This is a genomic window from Bacillus sp. N1(2025) (assembly GCF_053470005.1).
This window is the reverse complement of record NZ_JBLTJB010000011.1, coordinates 25230-47315: the sequence shown is the minus strand read 5'-3', so window position 1 is coordinate 47315 and position 22086 is coordinate 25230. Positions and strand designations below refer to the sequence as shown.

Below are 22086 nucleotides of genomic sequence, written 5' to 3'. Positions count from 1 at the left end.
CCCCTTCACTTATTCAATTTGCAATGGATAACATTAGATAAATAAGTTGACATTGCCTTCTTCAGCATCTGCCAAATAAGCAGCTACACCAGCATAGTCGATATCATCTAATAGTTCTTTTTCCTGTAAACCAAGAAGATCCATTGTCATCGTACAAGCTACGAGCTTTACACCTTGTTCTTGAGCCATCTCAATCAACTGAGGCAACGTAAGTGCATTATGCTTTTTCATCACATTTTTAATCATTTTAGGGCCCATACCTGCAAAGTTCATTTTAGATAAACCCATCTTATCAGCACCGCGAGGCATCATCTTTCCAAACATTGTTTCAAGAAATCCTTTTTTCACTGGAATCAGCTCTTCTTTACGTAAAGCGTTTAATCCCCAAAACGTATGGAAGATCGTCACTTCATGATCGTAGGCAGCTGCACCATTTGCAATAATATAGGCTGCCATTGCTTTGTCATATTCGCCGCTAAATAAAACAATTGTTGTGCGTTTTGTTTGTTTTGTCATGTTTATTCTCCTGACTAACCACCATTACCCCTAGGGGTATATTAGAATTAAAAATTTTTTCGGAAGATCTCCTATTATTCAACCCAAAATACCGGCAGGGGTATATTATAATAAATATAAAAATTCGTCAACCTTAAAGATGATAGGTTGATGAATTTTTTTATCGGCTCTTTACCAATAATTCGACCGCTTCTTTTACTAAGTGTTGTGTGTCTTCTCCCTTTTCTAAACTTTCACGAACACAATGTTCAAGGTTTGTGCTCACAATCAAACCCATTGCTCGATCGATCGCATTACGTGAAGCAGCTAATTGGGTCACAACCTCTCTGCAATCTTTTCCTTGTTCCATCATGGTCAATACACCTTTTATCTGTCCTTCTATCCGGCGTAAGCGATTTTTAATCTTTTGATCATATTCCATGCGTTGAACTCCTTCTTTGAAATTTATATATTTGCATGTTATCAACTATCACTTCATACTATGCTTTATCACACTACATTATTAACTAGATAATGTTTGTGAATCAATATTATACCCTTACAGGTATACTGTCAATTTTCAAGACGGCATGAGAATGATTATAAAGAGTTAATATTAGTACCCCCTGTTTTACGTTAAACCCAAAAGATTAATCACAAGAAGTCTCCATATTTACTTAACATGCTCTTAATTGCATAATTGGTATTCTTGAGGAGAAGAAGACATCGAAAAAGTAAACAAACCTAGGATTCAATTGCTGTCATTGATGTCAAGTCATGAACTCCTAAAGGAAATTTAATAACTCATTTTCAACGAAAAACTGATCTCTGTTAATTAGTCGAGATTCCAAGATATACACGGACCAATTGACCTTTTCTTTTTTAGGAATCCCACAGGTTCCCTCTTGTTTTGATGTTGTTTTTTTAAAAAAAGTTATTGACACCAATAAACGACCATGTTATCATTAAAAATTTGATATCACACTCCATATATGATAACCTTAAGTTAAGTTCCTATATATGGAGGTGGATGATATGTTTCAAATTGGCGATAACATTGTTTATCCAATGCATGGAGCAGGTACAATTGAAGCCATAGAAGAAAAACAATTCTTAGAGGAAAAACAACAGTATTATGTCATAAGAATGTCACTCAGTAATATGACAGTTATGATTCCAACGCGTAAAATATTGAGTTCAAATATACGGCCGGTTACTGATATACGTGCATTAAAACACATTATACACATTTTTCAGCATGGAGAATCAGATAGGCTACTGCCGTGGAAGCAAAGGTATATAGTAAATACGAACAAAATAAAAACGGGTGAAATACAAGAAGGCGCTGAAGTTGTACGTGATTTAAGGCGGATGAAGAAAGAAAAAGCACTTAATTCAAGCGAAAAAAAAATGTTGGATCATGCATATGAATTTTTGATTAGTGAACTGGAATTCATTAAAGGAATCACTGAAAAACAAATAAAAAGTTTTTGCTAAGGCTAATTTTAAATAATGTTTTGCATTCCAAAAAGCACCCGAAAGTTTTCGGAATATTACGATTAGATGTTTAACTTCTTCAACTTACTTTTAAAACATTAACCCCTTTTATTACCCCAACAATCTAATCTGTTTTATTTTTTTCTTCAACGAACATTTGAATTTTTATCAAAAAACTCGATGAAATAGTCACTTAATTTTTGTAATCCTGATTCACACTGGCACGGACAAGGAGCCGTAAGGATGGAAGAGAGGCAGGGCTTTCATTGTTTTAGGTCTAAGTGATTATTTCCAGAAGAAAAAACAACCACTCTCCTCTTTATCTTTAAGAATTTCTTACATCTGCTTCCACAGTGAATAGCAGTTGTTTATCTTCTTTTCATATTAGAGATATGCGAAATGTAACAAAGAATAACATACAGATATATTGAGAACATAAAAACAAATCATTTATATATATTCCACATATCGTCAATCCGGTATGTTATACTGTAAACAATCCTTTGAGGTTTTAAACCTTTTTCTTACCTTGTAGCAACTGTCCCTACTCGAACGTTGAGTAGGGTTTTTTTATTCAGTATGATACAGAGAACATAAAAAAACAGGCCCTGTATAAAGAGCCTGTTTGTATAAACGATTAAAGATTAAGCAGTTTTTTGAACGTTAGCAGCTTGAGCTCCACGAGCACCTTGCTCAACGTCAAACGTTACTTTTTGACCTTCGTCTAAAGATTTGAATCCGTCACTTTGGATTGCAGAAAAGTGTACGAATACATCGTCTCCATTTTCACGTTCGATAAATCCAAAACCTTTTTCTGCATTAAACCATTTAACTGTACCTTGTTCCATTTTTGTTGCCTCCTAGTGTGTTACACATTGTATTACTATCCTTGCCCAAAGTATCATCAAGACGAAAAGTCGATATTCATACTATCCTTTACACGAACAAAAATAATTCCCCTTTATCATAGCACGAAACGGAAATAACTGCAAATTAATAATGTGTTCATTCATGTTTTATTTGTTAAACCTGTCGATACGAGTGCAAAATAAGATGCCTATTAATAACTATGGTTTGAAAACACCGTGAAAATGGATCACGAGTGTCTTCAAACCCAGTACTTCATATTGATTGTTAAAGATTTCTTTAAAAAGCTCAGCTGTTTCTTGTTCAAGTACAAGATATTCTTGGCTGTTCACTGGTATAGCTTTGTTTCTGCAGATGTTTCCAAACGATCATTCAAGTATACCCCCTATTTTAACGGTATTAACTTGTCATGTTTGTTCCTCAAACAATCAATGTTTACGGTCTAAATAAACCGATTCACATAGGGGAGCATGGAGAGAGTTTGGCCCGATAAAGAGCCGGGTATAATCTTCATACGTTTTTTGTATCCCGGCTGGCCATTGCTAATAAAGATTTAATCGAGATGGAGAACAGTTTCTGACCTTCAATAGTTTTACATAAGATTAGGAAAGATACTTATCATACATGGAGTATGACAGCTGGGACTTCAAAGGCAATAAAACGTTTTCTATACGCAGATTAAGAACATCAGGGAAGGGGAAGCTTTTAAAAATGAATGAACAAAACCTAAGGACTTTGAGAAAACTGGTTACCCCTTATGAAAAGTCCGATTTACACAAAAGTATTTGTCAAATCATTAACACATTGGTGCCGTTTTTCCTGTTATGGTGTTTGGCCTATAAGAGCTTGTCGATTTCTTATATCCTTACATCAGCGATTTCTGTCGTTGCGGCAGGTTTTTTAGTGAGAACCTTCATCATCTTTCATGATTGCTGCCACTATTCCTTTTTTAAGAACCGAAAGGCGAATCGAATCCTTGGAACAATTACAGGAATTCTGACTCTGCATCCGTTTGATCATTGGGCACACGATCATTCTGTCCATCATGCGACAAGCAGCAACCTGGACAAACGCGGTACGGGCGATATTTGGGTACTGACTGTTGAGGAATATAAAGAAGCCTCAACTAAGACAAAAATAATGTACCGTTTGTACAGAAATCCGTTTGTTATGTTTATTATCGGACCGATTTACGTCTTCGGGATTACCAATCGTTTTAATCGTAAAGGGGCAAAACGCAAAGAACGAATGAATACATATGTAACGAACCTGGGGATCGTCGCTTTGGCAGCACTTTTATGTTGGGCTATCGGCTGGCAAAACTTTCTGCTGGTCCAGACGCCAATTTTTATGATATCGGGATCCCTCGGAATTTGGATGTTTTATATTCAGCATACGTTTGAGGATTCATATTTCGAAGAAGATGAGCATTGGGAATATGTAAAAGCAGCCGTTGAAGGAAGCTCTTTTTATAAGCTTCCAAAAGTCATGCAGTGGCTGACAGGCAATATCGGTTTCCATCATGTTCATCATTTAAGCCCAAGAGTCCCAAACTATAAGCTTGAAATCGTGCATAACAACACTGAACCATTGCAAAATGTTCCGACCATCACACTGGCAACAAGTATTAAGTCGTTAAAGTTCCGCCTATGGGATGAAGAAGGCAAAAAATTTGTTGGTTTTACCCACTTAAAAAAAACTTCTAAAAGCCAGGTATCAGCTCGGCTAAGAACGGATTAAATAAACGCCCGTAATCGATGATAATGGGCAGTGTATCTTGCAGAATAAAAGTGCAGACTCGCGCAAAGATTTTGTGCAGAGGTCAGCACTTTTTTAATGCCACATGCACTTAACATAAAAATACCAGAGGTGTCAAAACCCTTGGTATCATTGAGATGCGCCCGAGAGGACTTGAACCTTCACCGGGTTATTCATCCGTTGGGCCATCAATAAAGTGAAACTGTGTTTTCTGTTATAAAACCTTTGAATATTCATATGTGGAGTAAAAATGGAGTAGTTTTTTCATTTCCAAAAAGTTACATGTCATGTCATTGGTGCAATGTATCTTAAAATAGCCACCGTTTTAAAGAAAAAAAGAATCTTTTGAAACTGATCTTTCCCAATCTTAGATTGACCCCATTTATGACAAAATGACAGGATCGTTCTAAAGATAAGAAGAGGAATGGATCATAATTATTCTTTACCGATCGTTCTCAATATGTTATGATTGCCATCACAAGGAGGGGAATTTAGTGGCTAGAACCAAGGAATTTGATGAAGATGCAGTACTGCTTAAAGCCGTTCGTTTATTTTGGGAACAAGGGTATGAGAAAACTTCCATGACAGACTTAGTCAACCATATGGGAGTGCACAAGAGAAGTTTGTACGATACCTTCGGAGATAAGCATTCGTTATACATTAAGGCTTTAAACCGTTACACTCAACTGCAGTCGGAGAAAAAAATCAATAAAGAGAATCTTACTGCGGTTGAAGCAATCCGGCAGTTGTTCGATAGAGTCATTACTAGAGGAGAAGGCGAATACCCTAAAGGATGTTTGATCGTAAACACAGCAGTTGAACTGGCTCTGCATGATTCCGAATGTAAGGATTGGGTAGATCAACGATTAACCGATACAGAGCGACTAATCCGTGAACTCATTGAGGCAGGTCAGCAGTCCGGAGAACTCGATAAGATGCTAAACGCGGAATTACTATCCCAATATATAAATAATGCTTTAATCGGGCTTCGAGTGATGATCAAGACAACAGATAACAGAGATAAATTAGAGCAGATCGTGGATACGACATTATCCATTTTAAAGAAATAATTTTTTTACCCTATTGAGAACGATCATTCTCAAATAAAACGGATTTACTAATAAAATGCGAGGAGAACGAAAGATGAAGAGAATGTTTTGGATTATTCTGATGATGTCTTGCGGAGCCACTTATATTTCATCATTATTCCCTATATACGGGAGTCACTATCAAATGAGCAGCCTAGAGATTACAATGTTGTTTGCTGTTTATGCCGTTATCTTGGTTCCGACCTTGCTAATCGTAGGAGCCAAGGGGAGCACCTGGGGATTAAAGAAGGTCCTTCGCATAAGCATCTGGCTATCCATCGCGTCAACGTTGCTTTTCATAGGGAGCCAGAACGTCTGGATGCTATTTGCGGCAAGGATTTTGGAAGGCATTGCATATGGCGCTTTTACAGGAACGGCCACCACATTTTTATTATCACAAACCTCTCGCCAGCATCTAAGTACTGCTATTAAGTTATCGGGAGTATTCGTAAACGTTGGATTCGGCATGGGTCCGGCTATATCCGGTCTAGTGTTGCAATATGTGCAGGTTCAGCCGCTTCGAATGCCATTTTGGCTTTTGCTTGCCATGCTATTAAGTTCTTTGGTACTTCTGGAAATGTTACCGAGTCTTAAAGAAGAACCAAAACCGCTGAATACAAAAATTTCGCTCGGTATACCGGAAAATATACGAACCCATTTTATTTCATTTATTGGACTTCCGGCTTTTACATTCTTCATGTTAGGCGGAATCGTATTTTCCGTCATTCCTTCCTATGTCAAAAACGTCATTCACTCCTCTAATCTCTCATTAGCAGGTGTGTTGGTGTTCATACTCTTAGGCGTGGCTGCCTTGATACAATTCTTCCCGTGGGTACAGAATCCAGTTAAGCGAATGCGCATCGGAATTGTATTGCTGGCCATCGGTCCGTGGATCATTGTTTTCTCCGGACAGACAGGCGATTTATGGATGCTCTGGATTGGAATGCTTATCCAAGGGGTCGGCGCCGGTTGGTCGTTCCAAGCAGCATTAAGGTTTGCCGGACAGCTGCCTAAGCCGGAAGAACGACCGAGAGTAATATCAGCATTTTATTTGTGCGCTTATTCCGGATTCATTATCCCTCCAATTGGAGTCGGCATTTTGACCAGTTTCTTTAGCTTGAATCACTCATTAATTGTTCTAAACACATTTGCCGCACTAATCGTTATTTATGTCTTGATCTATTCAATCAAGTTTAATCGATATTATTCGAAAGTGACATTATGATTAAACTATCATGAAAATAAACTTCTGTAATTTAGGAGTTTTGACGGTCCCCTTAATCATGTTGATAGATGTATTTTAAAAAAGCCCACTCACGAAAACGAGTGGGTTTACAAAAGCTCTAACTAACCCACAAAGGTTTTAGTCAGAGCTATTTATACATATTTTTTTGGTCCAACTCACTAAGCACCTACTCTATCCTCAACTCGAATAAATCAGCTGCTCTGATTGCAAAGTTTTCAATGTCTCCGTACATTCTTAGAAGAAAGATACCATTAGCGATGACACTAATGGTACCCCTTTGTTTCTACTCAATCACTTATTCAGCTTCTCCAACAACTGTAAAGCGTTCATTTATATGTTTTGGATTTTCAATTTCATCCAATACTGCAATTGCATAGTCTGCATAGCTGATATAACTTTCGCCTTTCGAATTCACAAGAAGATGATCTTTTCCTGACTGATAAAATCCAGTTCTTTTCCCGTCTGGGTCAAATACCGCTGAAGGACTGATAAATGTCCAGTTAATATCAGAAGTTTCCTTTAGTTCTTGCAAGTTACGACCTTGGCCTTTAGCTGTTGGAATAAAAATCTCCGGGAAATCAGGTGTATCCATTACACTGACAGTTTTATTTTCGTCTACATAAAGACTCCCTGCTCCACCTACAATTACGGCTCTTGTACCCGTTCCTTTTAATGCCCTAATTAATGCCCGGCCAGCATCTACATGTGCCTGTTCTTCTCCTAATGGAGCACCGAAGGCATTAACTATTACATCTAACTTTTTTAGATCATCCGATGTAAGATCAATTATATTTTTTTCAATGATTGAAATCTTTTCCTCTTTAAGTTTTGCAGCATCTCTTACAATTGCAGTTACTTCATGTCCCCTGCTTACCGCTTCATTCAAGATAAGACTTCCAGCTTTTCCGGTTGCACCAATGATTCCAATTTTCAATTTAAAGTCCTCCTAATCATTCAAAATTTTAAATGTAACCATATTGATTACATGTAATAATTTTAGTTACACCTTATTTATTTGTCAATACTTTTATCATCTTGTTAATTGAGCATATTAGAGTAAAAGAACTTGTAATACATTCAGTTACAAGTGTACTATAAAGAGTGTAACGTAATTAGGATGGTGAAGAAATCATGTCTATTAGCAGCCGTTTTGCTGTAGGAATTCATATATTGGCTCTTATTGAAATAAATGAAGACGGAATTAGCACTTCTGAATTTTTAGCTGGAAGTGTAAATACAAATCCCGCCTTCATAAGAAAAATTATGGGGATGCTGAAAAAAGCAGGTTTAGTAAAAGTTCGGCCAGGTATTGCAGGAGCTGAATTAGCGAGGGATTTAACTGAAATCACCTTACTTGATGTTTATAGAGCAGTTCATGTTGTTCAAGATAAAGAATTGTTTAGTATACATGAAAATCCCAATCCTCAATGTCCTGTAGGCCGGAACATTCAAAGTACAATTGGTCCAATATTTGAAATCGCCCAATCTGCCTTGGAAAAAGCTCTTGGGCATATCACAATTGAGGATGTGGTAAAGGATATTATTGAAAAAGAAAAATTGACCAATAATTGTTAAATGATTTCACGGAAAATCTTTTATCAGACTGGGGATAAGAAAAATGGCTTTTTCATGAACAAAAAAAGAGCAGACATAAAGTCTGCTCCTTTTGATGAAAGATTTAGATTACGGTAAGGGATATAAATATGCTCATGATACAGAGGAAAAATTAACGACAATGCACACGATGCCAGATTCTTTAATAGGGCGTGAGTATTACTATCCAACAACTCAAGGTTCAGAAGCTAAGTTCAAACAAAGACTTGAGGAAATCTCGGATGGTATAAAAGAAACCGCAAATCTTAGTTTGAACGAATATGTTCTGTATATAAAAATAATGAGGTATGGAGTGAATTGATAATGAATTATGATGAAATAAAAGATTACTGTCTAACCTTTCCAAACTCTTATGAAGACCATCCTTTTGGAGATGGTTGGACTGCAATTCGGCACAAAGGGAATAAGAAAATATTTGCACTTATCTTCACTCGCGACGAACACTTATGTGTCAACCTTAAATGCGAACCTGAAAGGGCTGATTTTCTACGTGGTCTTTTTGAAGAGATCAAGCCCGGATACCATATGAACAAGGAGCATTGGAATACTCTTACCTTAGATGAGGGACTCCCAGAGCACCAAATCCATGACATGGTAAAGTACAGCTTTGAACTGACAAAACCAAAAAGTAAAAAGGAAACATAACATCGAGGGATAGAACGCTTATTATAGATATTCATCCGGTGCAATGATACAGAGGAATATGCAAAAAACCTCAAGGCAGCAATGTTTAAATTCGTATTTACGAGATGATTTTTTCGTTATTGTTAGTCCTTTGTTTCTTGACATAGGTTGAACAAATAAAAAAAGAGCAGAACAAAGTCCACTCAATTCATTAAGATGATTGCTTATTTCATCCAGACACCTATAAAAATGAAAGGTGACGATGATATGCCACAAAGGTCATTTAGCGTTTCATTAATACTGATAACTCACCTTCAAACACTTTTTCCTCTTTCTGATTATAGGTAGATAACAATACAGTAAGTATCCCCGTCTGGCTTTTATTTGGTTTTTTATCAATAACCTTAACAATAGTGTGCAGTTTATCATTAGGGTAAACGGGTGCTAGGAATTTTATATTATTCATTCCTGTCCCAGCAATAATATCGTCTTCATGACACCCTTCTTCAATCCAAAGCTTAAACGTAATAGATAACGTTTGTATTCCAGAAGCAATAATTCCATTAAATCTGCCCATTTTTGCTTTTTCTTCATTTAAATGCATGTATTGTGGGTCATACACTTCTGCAAAATTCATTATATTCTCTTTTGTTAATTCAAAAGATTTAGTTTGAAAAACTTGCCCGATGGTAAATTCATCCAACTTCATAAATAAATCTCCTTGAATCTAAACTTTATTATTAAATCTACGTAGCATTTTAACATACTGGCTCTCACACAACAACTTAACGGTGAAACAATCGTTCCCCTATCAGGAATGAACAAGCACATTGTTTTTGTTTCCTTGCTTTTAACCTCTTTATAATCAGGTGTTTTCTTATAAAGACCAAGGCGGTCGCCATCACCATCACCCGGCATATGTGTCATTTCCTCATAAGAATCTCCAAGCTTCTCATAATAAGAATAAGCAGTAAGCTTGCGAGAACTTTCTTCTGGCTGATAAAACGCAAGTTGAATAAACTTCCCGTCATCATATACACGAATTATGGCGTTATCTCTTTTGTACTCATCTGAATCTGCTCGCATTTCTTTTCTGACTTTCTTCTCCTGCTTAATCACTTCATTAATTGCATTATCATATTTACTACCGCCGCACGCAGTCAACAGAAGGATGAAGGTGACTGACAAATCATACGGCCTACTATACAGTAACAGATGAATTTTCCGCAAAAAAAAATACCAAGGGCGTCTACAACCCTTGGTATCATTGATGCGGCCGAGAGGACTTGAACCTCCAAGGGTTATTCACCCGCAGGGCCCTCCATCTATATTCATAAAACTATTGCTCAGTTGTCAGCATGTTAAGTAAATTACGAATTTCCTTGTTATAACTTTTAATTTCTTCTTCATTACAACCGGTTTTATCAAATACTTCATTAGGTATCATTCACGATTTCGTGATGCTCAACGCCTTAGCTAAAACTGAAGCTGCGCGCGGAGCAATTGATCTTGCCGCAACCTGGCTGCGTAAAGGGTTTTAATTCATCTATTGTTTCGTCACTTAGAGACTGCTGCAAATAAATAAAAAACAAACAGATCCACTCAAATAATTGAGTGGATCGTATTATTGATTCAATAACTTATCGCAAATATATTCACGTTGGAATAATGGAACTTTTGATGAGCTTTTAAATCGGGCTGTTGATAAAAACAATAGGATTATTAGTTAGCGTACAAGTTCTCGTTTTCTGCTTTGGGCCCCATATAGAAAATAAAAAGCCAGCTCTCCTTCGGGAGAAGAACTGGCATAACAAAGCTTCTTATTTCTTATTTTGCTGTATTGCTCGGACCTTTTAATTTCTCTTCGTTCTTGCGTCAATGTTTTATTATTAGGACACAACCAATAAAATAATGACGATCGAGAATAGCAACGCTGCTTTTGCAAAGCAGTAAGCCCTCCAGAATATAAAAGAGCTGCAGTCATTGCTGCTCGGATAATCCCAGCTTATTCTGAGTCTGTATTTCGAGTAGCCGGTCAATTAAATGGATGTTTTTTTCATTCCTTTTCTGTTTGTTCCATTTTCCACCATAGTGAATCTTTTGGATTTTCAACAGCCTCTTGAAACTCAGCTTTAGAAGCAACTGTTGGGTAAGAACCTTTTAAAGATTTACCTGAAGTATCTTTAAATAAGGTTAACACAACTATTAAGCCAATTAAACTAACTGCCAATAAATAGAAACCCGGCGCCAAATTGTTTCTTGTCACATGGGTTAACCAAGAAGCAACTAAAGGTGTTGTTCCACCAAAAATAGAAACTGATAAGTTGAATGTCCAGGATAATGTTCGATATCTAATGTCAGTATGGAACAACGTAGGTAAAGATCCTGGCATAGTACCTTCGTATACAGATAATACAATACCTAACATTAAAAGTCCTATAAATAAGAATATTAGACTCCCCATATTAAGAAATTGAAAAGAGATAATCGAAAATACAATTCCTAATACTAATCCAATTGTTATAACTTTTTTATTTCCTAATTTATCTCCCAATTTACCAAAAGTTAAAGCGAACGGTACCATAATAATCAATACAATTGCTGTAACCGGTGTACTTATATTATCACTTATACCAAGGTTCTCATCTAAATAAGAAGGCATATAACCTAACAATAGGTAATTGGTTATATTGAAAAATGCCACAAATACGATACATAAAAAGATATCTTTTTTATATGTTTTAATGACTTCTAATAAACCTGGTTGTTGTTCTTGGTTTTCAGAGATGTCATTTTCAAAGATTGGTGATTCATCTAAATGACTTCTCAAATATAAACCAAATAATCCTATTGGAATACTCAAGAAGAAAGGAATTCTCCATCCCCAACTATTCATTTGAACATCAGATAAAGTCCAGAAAAGTACTGTAACTAAAACAGACGCTACTATATAACCAGATAATGTGCCGATTTCTAAACCGCTGCCTAACCTTATACGTTTATTATCTGGAGAAGATTCTGCGATATATACCATTGCACCAGCGTACTCTCCACCCACAGAAAAACCTTGCAGAATACGAGCTAAGAGTAATAATATAGGGGCCCATACACCAATCTGGTCATAGGTAGGAAGCACACCAATTATTAAAGTAGATAAAGCCATCATTAAAATAGTAATTGTTAATACTATTTTCCGACCAAATTTATCACCCACTTTACCAAAAATAATTCCGCCTACCGGTCTAAGTAAGAAGGCAATTGCAAATGTAGCAAAAGTAAATATTAACTTTAATTCATCGTTTTGAACCGGACTGAAAAAGTTTTTACTAATAATAACTGCCAAATAAGAATATAAAGCAAAATCAAACCATTCCATCGCGTTTCCTATCCCTGTAGCAAACACGCTTTTCTTCGCTTTTTGAATGTCTACAACGTTAATTTTTTTCTTGTTAAACTTCATTTAATAATATCGACTCCTTAATTATCAAATCCACATTATACAAGCGTATAAACGGTCCAAGCATGCAGTCCCAGAATGTATAGCGTAATGCTTCTCTAAAAGTCTGGGGGTTTCTGTTTCACCTGATGGAGAGCTAACGGCATAGTGGATGATTGGTTCAACTGTACCTTAAAAGACTAGACGAATATCCATATCAGCGCCAAATAACATTGTAAACCAGGAAAGAAGGATGAAATTCAGTTTTTTCGCTGGTTTCCTTAACTTATTTTTGCCGATTGGACTAAAAATAATACAAAAAGCAACAAAAAGAGAAACATCCAACAGATAATACCAGCCAAAGCGGTTAGTGATATATCCGTGGGCTGTGGTTGGTATTTTCTGCAGACTATTTGGAGAAATGATTCCCCTTCATACAGCTCTATTGTGAATATTATCACAATCGAAAAAAAACTTTTATTTCTTCAAAGGATCCTAAACCTATATTTTAGTTCTTCCATTACGTCTTCCAATATGTTTATTATAAGATTGAGGTCGTTCCTAAGAATTATTTACTGATTCTATCTTTATTACCCCGCAATCAGGTGAAACAAAACACTATAAACGTAGCATACCTTTTTAAAATCTGACAAGCCCAACAGGGTGATAGAAACCCGGCTAAAGCCAAGCTAGTCAATGGATAGAAGAAATTTTTTTGTTTTTCCCAAGGAATAACCGTCTGCGTTTAACCTAGCCCAATTAGAAAGAAAAAGAGCAGGAGTAATCCTGCTCTTTCATTCAAAACTTTAATTTGTATGAAGAATTTCGTATACCTTTTCGACTTTCTTTACCTATTAATCAGTATACAGACTACAACAGAAATAAGTAGCACCGGGTATGAAATAATGGATGCATTTAAACAGGCCAATCACCGACAATTGAATTTATTGCATGACACCTAACAAAATTATTTTTTAAATCCAGCTGTAAATAAAGAAACATTTCTTAGGTAATGGTTTTATTTTTGGTAAATCGACATGTATTTGTTTCCCCTTCCCTGTAATCCAAATGTTTCGACATGAACATTTAATCCTTTCATACATTTATCACAATTTTAACAAACTTTTAACTGAACTGGGTAAGTTGAACAAGGATTAAACATTGAATTTTGACAATCACAAACTGTCATATGTGTCCGTCATATCAAAAGAATCTCTTTAATGTGTTGTTTAGTGCTTTCGCTACGGCGACTATCGACAAATAAGAACCAAGCAAAGTATTGTCCAGATACTTTGAGTATTTTGATCACTTTGCAAATAAGTTATTGAAAATACACTACCTAAAATCACTGCAGCCAATAGACACCGGCTGATTTTCATCAATAATCTCCCCTTTTTTAATTTTCGTAGAGAGCATTAAGCTTCCTCGTTCATGAAAATAATCAGCGACTTCAATCGAAAAATTTTCAACATCAGCAAACATTTTCCTCGAAGTCTTGGTATTCTTCCTTGCTTAGCAGCACTTTCTCTGCTTTTGCAAATTGGAGTTTGTGGCATTAATAACTACCTATAAATGATGAAAATATTTATGCGATGTCTACTGCAGATGACTTACTTTAGGTAAGTGGGCAGTTTGTGGGCAGTAGATCATTTAAAAATAAGCACAAAAAAATACCAAAGGTGGTTAAACCCTTGGTATCATTAATGCGGCCGAGAGGACTTGAACCTCCACGGGTTATTCACCCACTAGGCCCTCAACCTAGCGCGTCTGCCATTCCGCCACGACCGCGTGCTATGAAGCTGTCTTTCCACTAAGCATATAAGCTAGTGATGATGATCAGCACTTTGAAAAGAAAGTGCGGGTGAAGGGACTCGAACCCCCACGTCGTAAGACACTAGATCCTAAGTCTAGCGCGTCTGCCAATTCCGCCACACCCGCGTGACAAGTGGTGAGCCATGAAGGACTCGAACCTTCGACCCTCTGATTAAAAGTCAGATGCTCTACCAACTGAGCTAATGGCTCGCTCTAAAAGTGATTCAAAAATTTTAAATAAAATGGCTGGGCTAGCTGGATTCGAACCAACGCATGACGGAGTCAAAGTCCGTTGCCTTACCGCTTGGCTATAGCCCAACGAAGGTAAATGGTGACCCGTACGGGATTCGAACCCGTGTTACCGCCGTGAAAGGGCGGTGTCTTAACCGCTTGACCAACGGGCCGTCTGGTTGAGAACTTATCTGGCGGAGAAGGAGGGATTTGAACCCTCGCGCCGCTTACGCGACCTACACCCTTAGCAGGGGCGCCTCTTCAGCCACTTGAGTACTTCTCCATAATGGCTCCACAGGCAGGATTCGAACCTGCGACCGATCGGTTAACAGCCGATAGCTCTACCACTGAGCTACTGTGGAATAATCAGACTTTCTTTATTATAAATGATGCGACATATTGTGTCAAGAAGCAACATTTATTTTTTTAAGAAAGTGTCGTTGTCTCTCAACGACTTTTATAATTTAACATAGAACATTAAAATGAGTCAAGCCTTTTTAAAAAATTCTTTTGATTTTCCCTCTGCATTTTCCGCAGGCATATCTTTCCGGGTTCATTGCCCGCTTCTTTATATACTGTTGGCCGCAGGCCGCGCATCTATACATATATGTTTTCTTTTGTGTCTTTTTGGTTTGCAGCGGCGTGCAGAATCTCGGCGCTCCGACTTTCCGAAGCAGGTCTCTGAAGTCTTTGTCTCTGTGCTTGTACCCTTTTCCCTCAAGATGAAGATGATAATGGCACAGCTCGTGTTTGATGATTCCTATCAGCTCGCTCTGCCCGTGTTCGATCAGATATTTGCGGTTTAATTCGATGTTATGGGAAGACAGCATGTACCGGCCGCCTGTCGTTTTCAGCCGGTCATTGAAGAAGGCTCTGTGACGGAACGGCTTTCCGAAATCTTGTGCAGAGATGTCCTCCGTCAGCTTTTGAAGTTGTTCGTTATCCATAAGTGCACCCCGCTTTAAAAACATTGAACGGGACAATTCACCGTTCGCATACAATGAGTTAAAACCGACCTCTAACTAAAAGCTGAGGAGGAATGAGCCATGCCGAATTGGCTGATGAAACAAATGCAAAAAGCGTTTTTAGAAAAGGATAATTACCAAATCAAACTGCTGAATCAGTGCTGGTATTTCTACAGAAAAAAACACTGCTCGTAAGCAGTGCTTTTATTTTACCATAGACAGCGACACTCTGCCTTTTTGCACGTCCACTCCTTCGACCCATACGGTGACGATGTCTCCGACCGATACGACGTCGAGAGGATGTTTGACGTATTGATTGCTCAGTTTTGAAATGTGCACAAGCCCGTCCTGTTTGACGCCGATATCGACGAAAGCGCCGAAGTCTACAACGTTGCGGACGGTGCCCTGCAATTCCATTCCTTCCTTTAAATCCTCAAGCTGCAGAACGTCTTTTTTCAGTAAAGGCTTCGGCACTTCGTCACGAGGATCTCGCTCCGGCCTTGTCAGCTGCCCGCAAATATCCGCAAGCGTAATTTCCCCTATACCGAGCTCTTCAGCCGTTTCAGACAGCGGCATTGCGCTGATTTTCTCTTTTGCGTCCGCGCTTCCGATCTGATCCTCAGTGAGCTGCAGTTTTTTGAGCAGCGCCTTTGTCTCTTTATAGCTTTCCGGGTGTATCCCGGTGCGGTCGAGCGGCTCCGGTCCTCCGGGCACTCTCAAAAAGCCGATGCACTGTTCATATGTTTTTGCGCCGAGACGCGGGATTTCTTTCAGCTCTTTGCGATTTGTAAATTTTCCGAGCTCTTCCCTTTTTTTAACGATATTGCCGGCAACGGTTTTGGATAACCCGGCTACATATTGAAGCAGCGCGGCTGATGCTGTATTGACATTCACCCCGACTTGGTTGACGACGGTCTCTACGACAAAACGGAGTGATTCATTTAAATGCTTTTGGCTGACATCATGCTGGTATTGCCCGACGCCGACGGATTTAGGATCGATTTTCACAAGCTCGGCCAGCGGGTCCTGCAATCTCCGCGCGATGGAGACGGCGCTGCGCTCTTCGACCTGAAAATCCGGAAATTCTTCACGGGCGATTTCTGACGCCGAATACACGCTTGCTCCGGCCTCATTGACGATGACATAATAAATGTCCCGCTCTGTTTCTTTCAGCACATCAACGACGCATTGCTCTGTCTCCCGTGATGCCGTGCCGTTTCCGATCGCCACAACCTCGACTTCGTACCGGTCCAGCAATTCTTTGATTTTTTTCCGGGCTTCCGCTGTCTTTTTTACGGGAGCGTGCGGGTAAATGACGTCGATTTTCAACACTTTTCCCGTCTCATCAACAACTGCCAGTTTGCACCCCGTACGGAAGGCCGGATCGACGCCGAGCACAACTTTCCCCTTCATCGGCGGCTGCAGCAGGAGCTTACGCAGGTTTTCAGCGAAAATATGAATCGCCTGCGCGTCTGCTTTTTCTGACAGCTCTTTGCGGATATCGCGCTCAATAGCCGGCTGGATCAGACGTTTGTAACTGTCCTCAATGGCTTCTTTCAGCGTTTCTTTCACAGGCGTTTCACGGTGTTTGATGATTTGCTTTTCTAAATAAGTTTTTATCTGATCGGCGGGCGGTTCGATCGCAATCTTTAAAATGCCTTCTTTTTCACCGCGGTTCATCGCAAGCACTCTGTGAGGAACGACCTTTTGGATCGGCTCTTCGTACTCGTAGTACATTTCATAGACGTTTTTCTCGTCATCTGCGGCTGACTTGCCTGCCGCGGAAGTGAGAATTCCTTTTTTATACGTTTCCTGGCGGATCCACTTTCTGAAATGAGGATCATCCGAGATTTGTTCGGCTATGATGTGCTTCGCGCCTTCAATGGCTTCCTCTCTTGAAGCGACTTCTTTTTCTGTACTGATATATTGATCAGCGATGTCGTGAAGACGGTTTTCTTTCGGGAGAGAAAGAATATAGTCCGCAAGCGGTTCAAGGCCTTTGCTTTTGGCGACGGTGGCTTTTGTTTTCCGTTTTTGTTTGAAGGGACGGTATAAATCCTCGACTTCCTGAAGCTTGACCGCTTGTTCGATTTTTTGCTTCAGCCCTTCCGTCAGCTTGTCCTGCTCTGAGATCAATCTGATGACTTCTTCTTTCCGCTGCGTCAGGTTTTGTATGTATTGCCACCGCTCGGAGATTGCCTGAATCTGCACCTCGTCCATTGAGCCGGTCTGCTCTTTTCGGTACCGCGCAATAAACGGGACGGTATTGCCGTCTTCCAGCAGGCGGATGACACTTTCGACATGTTTTTGGGATAACGCTGTTTCTTCAGCAATTTGTTTTTTCAAAAGGGCTAACGTTTCCATATCACAAAAGCCTCCATCTCTTCATTCTTTCTCTAGTGTATCAAAAAACGGCGGAACATAAAAAAAGCAGCCTTACGATAAAAGCTGCCCTAGAATATAGGTCAAATCATCACGTCTGGATGTTGTGTACGGATGAAGTGATTTTGATATATCTTCTATTGAGTGTCCCTGCTTTAAGCAGGTGCGGATATGCGGAACCTCAAGCCCATCCGTGTAGATGATGAACCTCGCCCCTTTTTCGTATGATGACGTATACGTTTTGTATCTTTGCGGTTTGCCTGAGAGGTAACCCGAAATCGGCAGCGGATGAAAGACTTCGCCTGATGGGGAGTGCAGGAAGAAACGGACGTTGCCGATCGAGCAGTATGTCAATTCCCTTTTGATGAAATTGATTTTTAAGATGGAGGCAGTCGCCCCTCTTTTGTTTTTCATCGCTTGATTGCAGCGCTCAATGATGCTTTCCACATCCTCATCCGCATACGTTTCCACGATGTCTTTAATGGCTGACGAGGATTCATTGGCAAGAGATCCGCTGCCGAGACCGTCCGCTACCGCGCAAACTAATTCTTCTTCATTCGCCTTCATAAAAAAGCTGTCGCCGCATATGGACTTGCCTTCTTTATTTAATTGGTATACAAGAGTTTGAACATGTTCATTTTCTTCAACCTGAATCATTACATTAGCTCCATGGAGGGATCTCCAATCAAGGCCTCTCTCAGTTTTTTCACCGCTTTCCGCTGCAGGCGCGAGACGTGCATTTGAGATATTCCGAGAATGTCCCCTGTTTCTTTTTGGCTTTTATTTTGCACAAATGTTAGATCGATAATCTGTTTTTCGCGGTCGGACAGCACATGAAGCACGCTTTTGATCATCATCTGCTGGTTGACGCGTTCGTATCCTTCCTCCTGCGAACCGACGATATCTAAAATCGTGACGGTGCTTCCGTCCGCATCCGCTTCGATGCTGTGATCGACAGAAAGCGCCTGATAGCTTTTTCCCATCTCCATCGTTTCAAGCACTTCCTCTTCTGACACATCGAGAAAGGCTGCGATTTCTTCGACTTTCGGCGACCGCTGCGTCTCTGTCGTCAGCTGATCCACCGCCATTTTAATGCGCGGCCCGAGTTCTTTAATCCGTCTCGGAACGTGTACGCTCCATGTTTTATCTCTGAGGAAGCGTTTGATCTCGCCGATGATGGTCGGAATCGCAAATGCTTCAAAGGATTTGCCGACCTCGGGATCATACCGTTTGATGGCTCCGAGAAGTCCGATCATTCCGACCTGGCGGAGGTCTTCGTGAAAGCTTTTTCCTTTTGAATATTTCTTTGCCAGCATTTCGACGAGATTGGTATACACCTCGACGAGTGTTTCCTGGGCTTCTTTATTATCATGTGTTTGAAAGTCGCGTATGAGCCGATCAACTTCATCTTTAGTTAGTTTCGTAGTTTTTGATGGTTGTGCCATGATCAACTCGCTCCCCATTTAAATACTTTGTCATCGCCACGGTTACGCCAGAGTTGCTTTGAACTTTGACTTCATCCATGAGCGTTTCCATTAAATACAGACCGAGCCCTCCTTCTGACAATTGATCGACTGTGTGCGAAGGTGTGTACGGCCCGAGATCCTGCTGCTTCTGATCAAAATCAAAGCTGTCTCCCTGATCGGCGACAATGACCTCCAGCCGATCCTCAAACACACCGAACCGCACGGATACTTCTCCCTTATTTTCATCGTTGTATGCATGCTGGACAGCGTTTGTACAAGCTTCGCTGACAGCGATTTTTAAATCTTCAATGTCATCATAGGTATAGCCCATTCTGCTTGCGACCCCTGATAACGTAAGCCTGACGATTCCTACATATTCCGGTTCGGCCGGAATTTTCATCTCTATATAATCAACTGATGTACTCATTGCACGCCACCTTCTGACTTTGCCGAAATGTCGATGATGTCCTTAAGCCCCGTAATTTCAAACAGACGGACGAGCCGGTCGGAAAGATTCTCAAGCTTCAGAGAGCCGCCTTCCTTGCTCACCGTTTTAAACACGCCTACAAAAACGCCTAAACCCGTACTGTCCATATAGTTTACATCTTTTAAGCAGATTCTCATGTCCTTCCCCTCGTTTGCCAGGGGCATCAGCTTTTCACGAACCACCGGAGCTGAGTATACATCGATTTCTCCAGCGATATTGATTTGTATATCTGAAAGATTCTCCTTCATATCTACCGTTAAATTCATCGTATCACCTCTGAAAGTTATCCTTACTCGTGCTAATGGCTTTTTACCCGTGCTGCTGTTTTTTTAAACCTTTCTTTTCAAAACAATTAACGTAAAATCGTCATGAAGCTGAAAGTCCTGGAGTCTCAGCAGGCTGTCGTAAATATTTTTGACCATATCCTGCGCGGAGCAGTCCATATGTTCTTCCAGCATGCGCTGAATGTCGCTGCGCTCTAAGAAACCGTTTTCGGTACGGCATTCGGTGACGCCGTCAGAAAAAAGAACGATCATGTCTCCTTCGTCCATGTGCTGTTCATATTGGCTGTAATCAAAATCCTGAGAAATTCCCAGCACCAATCCTTTTGCCTCCAGATCATAAAACTTTTTTTCTTTTTCAGAGTAGTAGAAGCCCGGTTCATGCCCCGCAGAAGCATATGTAAATTGGTGATTTTTCGTATTGTAGTTTGCGTAAAACATGGTGATAAACATGCTTGAGTCCACGTTCTGTTCTACAACGCGGTTAAGATTTTTCAGCACTTGGGAGGGGTGAATGCCGGTCTCCGGAAGAGAGTCCATGGCATACTTGATCATCGACATGCACAATGCGGCGGGTATTCCTTTTCCGATGACATCGGCTATCGCGATGTTAATCGATTCCTTGTCTTTGACAAAGTGATAATAATCCCCGCTCATCTGTTTGGCGGGGACGCTGATTGCCCCGATATCCAGATCTTCTTCTTCAGGAATTTTTGTGCCAAGCAGCGTCTGCTGAACATTTGCGGCAATTTCAATTTCTGAACGAAGCTCCTGCTGGATATCTCTCAGACTTTGATGTTCCTGATAAGCCATCCCGTAGCCAATCATGACTTCTATTAAAAAATCCAGCGAATGAAAAACATCTTCCGGCAGATCCGGATACAGTTCCTTTACTACTTTTCGGTGGATGCTGATGATCTCCTCCGGAGGAACCTGATGTTCAATCGTTTTTCGGCTGAATTTTTGGGCTTGATATAAAGATGTTTCTGTTAATTCGGCTATATATCGGCTAAGCAGCTGATGATACCGCTGCTCTATAACCTCCCTGAAATCCACGTTCTAACCTCCTACCGAAGCCATTTCACGGCTTGAATCTCTGTTCCTTCCTCTGCAACAGATTGCAGGCTGAATTCGTCCATCAGCCTTTTGACGCCCGGAAGTCCCGCTCCCAGTCCGCCTGACGTTGAAAAGCCGTCTTCCATCACTTTACGGATGTCGGGGATTCCGGGTCCTTTGTCTTCTGCTATAATTTTAAGGCCTTTTTTCCCTCTGTCGTTTACTTGTTCTATGCTGACCTGGCCCTTGCCTGCATATAAGTAAATGTTTCTGGCCAATTCTGAGATAGCCGTCGTGATTCTGGCCTGGTCCACCGTGCCGAAGCCTAATTCCTTCGCAACGTTGCGGCCAAGCTGTCTAGCGGCTACGATATCCCATTCTGTCATGATTTTCACACAGGATTGGTCGTTCATCGCTATTCCCCCAATTCCCGCTTCAATGTCTCAAGCCCTTGCTCTAAATCGAGCGCCGTTTCAATTTCCTCAAGTGAGATTCCGAGTTCAATCAATGTGACCGCCACAGCCGGCTGAATTCCCGTCAATACGACATTTGCGCCCATCAATTTAGACATGGTGATGACATCGCCGAGCACTTTCGCGATAAATGAATCGATCATGTCAACGGATGTCAGGTCAATGACGACCCCGTTTGCGCCGGTTTCATAGATTTTGTTCAGCAGATCTTCTTGAAAATGCAAAGCTGTCTGGTCGTCAAGTTCCCATTGGATGGATACCAATAAGCAGTTATACAGTTTCAGGATCGGGATTTTTGGATGTCTCAC

Annotated in this window: 25 protein-coding genes, 7 tRNA genes and 5 pseudogenes; 9 read left to right on the top strand and 28 right to left on the bottom strand. The window is 40.1% G+C overall.

The window, feature by feature from the left end:
- Nucleotides 1-33 precede the first annotated feature (33 nt).
- Both ACNFN4_RS18940 and ACNFN4_RS18935 read right to left on the bottom strand, forming a co-directional pair.
- Nucleotides 34-516 (bottom strand): DsrE/DsrF/DrsH-like family protein, encoded by a 483-nt coding sequence (locus ACNFN4_RS18940; RefSeq protein WP_029974203.1) that lies wholly within the window; start codon nt 514-516, stop codon nt 34-36.
- 160 nt (nt 517-676) lie between these two features.
- The gene (locus ACNFN4_RS18935) at nt 677-937 is read right to left on the bottom strand and encodes a metal-sensitive transcriptional regulator (RefSeq protein ID WP_014416981.1); all 261 of its coding nucleotides are present in this window, start codon (nt 935-937) and stop codon (nt 677-679) included.
- A gap of 593 nt (nt 938-1530) precedes the next feature.
- Here ACNFN4_RS18935 and ACNFN4_RS18930 point away from each other — a divergent pair.
- A complete protein-coding gene (locus tag ACNFN4_RS18930) occupies nt 1531-1992 on the top strand; it encodes a CarD family transcriptional regulator (protein ID WP_276351288.1) in 462 nt (153 codons plus the stop codon).
- 644 nt (nt 1993-2636) lie between these two features.
- Here ACNFN4_RS18930 and cspC read toward each other — a convergent pair.
- Together cspC and ACNFN4_RS18920 are read right to left on the bottom strand one after the other, a co-directional pair.
- Nucleotides 2637-2840: a cold shock protein CspC gene (gene cspC, locus ACNFN4_RS18925; protein WP_003156143.1), complete on the bottom strand. Its 204-nt coding sequence runs from the start codon at nt 2838-2840 to the stop codon at nt 2637-2639.
- 447 nt (nt 2841-3287) lie between these two features.
- A complete protein-coding gene (locus tag ACNFN4_RS18920; RefSeq protein ID WP_448200403.1) occupies nt 3288-3386 on the bottom strand; it encodes a molecular chaperone TorD family protein in 99 nt (32 codons plus the stop codon).
- Between the two features lie 184 nt (nt 3387-3570).
- Between ACNFN4_RS18920 and ACNFN4_RS18915 the strand changes: the two genes are divergently transcribed.
- The 3 genes from ACNFN4_RS18915 to ACNFN4_RS18905 all read left to right on the top strand — a co-directional run bounded on the left by ACNFN4_RS18915 (nt 3571) and on the right by ACNFN4_RS18905 (nt 6930).
- On the top strand, nt 3571-4599 hold the full coding sequence (locus ACNFN4_RS18915) for a fatty acid desaturase (RefSeq protein WP_448200393.1): 1029 nt from the start codon (nt 3571-3573) through the stop codon (nt 4597-4599).
- Between the two features lie 512 nt (nt 4600-5111).
- Nucleotides 5112-5687: a TetR/AcrR family transcriptional regulator gene (locus ACNFN4_RS18910; protein WP_095273163.1), complete on the top strand. Its 576-nt coding sequence runs from the start codon at nt 5112-5114 to the stop codon at nt 5685-5687.
- A gap of 73 nt (nt 5688-5760) precedes the next feature.
- Nucleotides 5761-6930, top strand: coding sequence for an MFS transporter (locus ACNFN4_RS18905; RefSeq protein ID WP_022552636.1), 1170 nt, complete (start codon nt 5761-5763; stop codon nt 6928-6930).
- A gap of 316 nt (nt 6931-7246) precedes the next feature.
- Here the strand turns inward: ACNFN4_RS18905 and ACNFN4_RS18900 are convergent, their stop codons facing one another.
- Nucleotides 7247-7885, bottom strand: a complete 639-nt coding sequence (locus tag ACNFN4_RS18900) for an NAD(P)-dependent oxidoreductase (protein WP_448200392.1) — start codon at nt 7883-7885, stop codon at nt 7247-7249.
- A gap of 197 nt (nt 7886-8082) precedes the next feature.
- Here ACNFN4_RS18900 and ACNFN4_RS18895 point away from each other — a divergent pair, with 197 nt between their 5' ends.
- The 3 genes from ACNFN4_RS18895 (at nt 8083) to ACNFN4_RS18885 (ending at nt 9210) form a co-directional block, all read left to right on the top strand.
- Entirely contained in the window at nt 8083-8526 is a 444-nt protein-coding gene (locus ACNFN4_RS18895; protein ID WP_021495071.1) for an Rrf2 family transcriptional regulator, read from the top strand.
- Between the two features lie 94 nt (nt 8527-8620).
- On the top strand, nt 8621-8866 hold the full coding sequence (locus ACNFN4_RS18890) for an AAA family ATPase (RefSeq protein ID WP_267543755.1): 246 nt from the start codon (nt 8621-8623) through the stop codon (nt 8864-8866).
- Between the two features lie 2 nt (nt 8867-8868).
- Nucleotides 8869-9210: an MmcQ/YjbR family DNA-binding protein gene (locus ACNFN4_RS18885; RefSeq protein ID WP_015239219.1), complete on the top strand. Its 342-nt coding sequence runs from the start codon at nt 8869-8871 to the stop codon at nt 9208-9210.
- 262 nt (nt 9211-9472) lie between these two features.
- On the opposite strand, the gene ACNFN4_RS18880 is transcribed toward ACNFN4_RS18885, so the two are convergent.
- The gene (locus ACNFN4_RS18880) at nt 9473-9898 is read right to left on the bottom strand and encodes a MaoC family dehydratase (RefSeq protein ID WP_017419214.1); all 426 of its coding nucleotides are present in this window, start codon (nt 9896-9898) and stop codon (nt 9473-9475) included.
- 125 nt (nt 9899-10023) lie between these two features.
- A pseudogene (locus ACNFN4_RS18875) lies at nt 10024-10398 on the bottom strand (cystatin-like fold lipoprotein); the annotation flags it as partial.
- A 227-nt stretch (nt 10399-10625) separates the two neighbouring features.
- On the opposite strand from ACNFN4_RS18875, the pseudogene ACNFN4_RS18870 reads away from it, so the two are divergent.
- A pseudogene (locus ACNFN4_RS18870) lies at nt 10626-10730 on the top strand (esterase); the annotation flags it as partial.
- Between the two features lie 515 nt (nt 10731-11245).
- On the opposite strand, the gene ACNFN4_RS18865 reads toward ACNFN4_RS18870, so the two are convergent.
- The 13 genes and pseudogenes from ACNFN4_RS18865 to ACNFN4_RS18805 form a co-directional block, all read right to left on the bottom strand.
- A complete protein-coding gene (locus ACNFN4_RS18865; RefSeq protein WP_021495073.1) occupies nt 11246-12649 on the bottom strand; it encodes an MFS transporter in 1404 nt (467 codons plus the stop codon).
- Between the two features lie 38 nt (nt 12650-12687).
- Nucleotides 12688-13054 (bottom strand): annotated as a pseudogene (locus tag ACNFN4_RS18860) (BCCT family transporter); the annotation flags it as partial.
- A gap of 746 nt (nt 13055-13800) precedes the next feature.
- Nucleotides 13801-13919: pseudogene (locus ACNFN4_RS18855) on the bottom strand (IS1595 family transposase); the annotation flags it as partial.
- Nucleotides 13876-14004, bottom strand: coding sequence for a hypothetical protein (locus tag ACNFN4_RS18850; protein ID WP_448200391.1), 129 nt, complete (start codon nt 14002-14004; stop codon nt 13876-13878). The pseudogene ACNFN4_RS18855 and the gene ACNFN4_RS18850, both read right to left, overlap by 44 nt.
- Nucleotides 13961-14116: pseudogene (locus tag ACNFN4_RS18845) on the bottom strand (tetratricopeptide repeat protein); the annotation flags it as partial. The pseudogene ACNFN4_RS18845 and the gene ACNFN4_RS18850, both read right to left, overlap by 44 nt.
- A 213-nt stretch (nt 14117-14329) precedes the next feature.
- Nucleotides 14330-14413: transfer RNA gene (locus ACNFN4_RS18840), tRNA-Leu, on the bottom strand.
- A 68-nt stretch (nt 14414-14481) separates the two neighbouring features.
- A tRNA-Leu gene (locus ACNFN4_RS18835) sits at nt 14482-14563 on the bottom strand.
- Between the two features lie 8 nt (nt 14564-14571).
- Nucleotides 14572-14647 (bottom strand) — tRNA-Lys (locus ACNFN4_RS18830).
- A 33-nt stretch (nt 14648-14680) separates the two neighbouring features.
- Nucleotides 14681-14755: transfer RNA gene (locus ACNFN4_RS18825), tRNA-Gln, on the bottom strand.
- 11 nt (nt 14756-14766) lie between these two features.
- Nucleotides 14767-14841 (bottom strand) — tRNA-Glu (locus tag ACNFN4_RS18820).
- A 19-nt stretch (nt 14842-14860) separates the two neighbouring features.
- Nucleotides 14861-14951 (bottom strand) — tRNA-Ser (locus ACNFN4_RS18815).
- 4 nt (nt 14952-14955) lie between these two features.
- Nucleotides 14956-15030: transfer RNA gene (locus ACNFN4_RS18810), tRNA-Asn, on the bottom strand.
- Nucleotides 15031-15165: 135 nt separating this feature from the next.
- Nucleotides 15166-15615, bottom strand: coding sequence for a SprT family protein (locus tag ACNFN4_RS18805; protein ID WP_448200390.1), 450 nt, complete (start codon nt 15613-15615; stop codon nt 15166-15168).
- Between the two features lie 99 nt (nt 15616-15714).
- On the opposite strand from ACNFN4_RS18805, the gene cmpA reads away from it, so the two are divergent.
- A complete protein-coding gene (gene cmpA / locus ACNFN4_RS18800) occupies nt 15715-15828 on the top strand; it encodes a cortex morphogenetic protein CmpA (RefSeq protein ID WP_003156164.1) in 114 nt (37 codons plus the stop codon).
- 9 nt (nt 15829-15837) lie between these two features.
- Here the strand turns inward: cmpA and ACNFN4_RS18795 are convergent, their stop codons facing one another.
- The 8 genes from ACNFN4_RS18795 to rsbS form a co-directional block, all read right to left on the bottom strand.
- Nucleotides 15838-17997, bottom strand: a complete 2160-nt coding sequence (locus tag ACNFN4_RS18795; protein WP_448200389.1) for a Tex family protein — start codon at nt 17995-17997, stop codon at nt 15838-15840.
- A gap of 72 nt (nt 17998-18069) precedes the next feature.
- Nucleotides 18070-18672, bottom strand: coding sequence for a PP2C family serine/threonine-protein phosphatase (locus ACNFN4_RS18790; RefSeq protein WP_007410234.1), 603 nt, complete (start codon nt 18670-18672; stop codon nt 18070-18072).
- Entirely contained in the window at nt 18672-19460 is a 789-nt protein-coding gene (gene sigB, locus ACNFN4_RS18785) for an RNA polymerase sigma factor SigB (RefSeq protein ID WP_003156171.1), read from the bottom strand. The genes ACNFN4_RS18790 and sigB overlap by 1 nt, the downstream gene beginning before the upstream one ends.
- A complete protein-coding gene (rsbW, locus tag ACNFN4_RS18780; protein WP_007609591.1) occupies nt 19426-19908 on the bottom strand; it encodes an anti-sigma B factor RsbW in 483 nt (160 codons plus the stop codon). The genes sigB and rsbW overlap by 35 nt, the downstream gene beginning before the upstream one ends.
- A complete protein-coding gene (gene rsbV, locus ACNFN4_RS18775) occupies nt 19905-20234 on the bottom strand; it encodes an anti-sigma factor antagonist RsbV (protein ID WP_003156176.1) in 330 nt (109 codons plus the stop codon). Before rsbV ends, rsbW begins: the two co-directional genes overlap by 4 nt.
- Nucleotides 20235-20297: 63 nt before the next feature.
- Nucleotides 20298-21305 carry a PP2C family protein-serine/threonine phosphatase gene (locus tag ACNFN4_RS18770; RefSeq protein ID WP_007609589.1) on the bottom strand — a complete coding sequence of 336 codons (1008 nt, stop codon included), beginning with the start codon at nt 21303-21305 and terminating at the stop codon, nt 20298-20300.
- 11 nt (nt 21306-21316) lie between these two features.
- Nucleotides 21317-21718 carry an anti-sigma regulatory factor gene (locus ACNFN4_RS18765; RefSeq protein ID WP_003156178.1) on the bottom strand — a complete coding sequence of 134 codons (402 nt, stop codon included), beginning with the start codon at nt 21716-21718 and terminating at the stop codon, nt 21317-21319.
- Nucleotides 21719-21720: 2 nt separating this feature from the next.
- Nucleotides 21721-22086 carry an RsbT antagonist protein RsbS gene (rsbS, locus tag ACNFN4_RS18760; protein ID WP_007609584.1) on the bottom strand — a complete coding sequence of 122 codons (366 nt, stop codon included), beginning with the start codon at nt 22084-22086 and terminating at the stop codon, nt 21721-21723.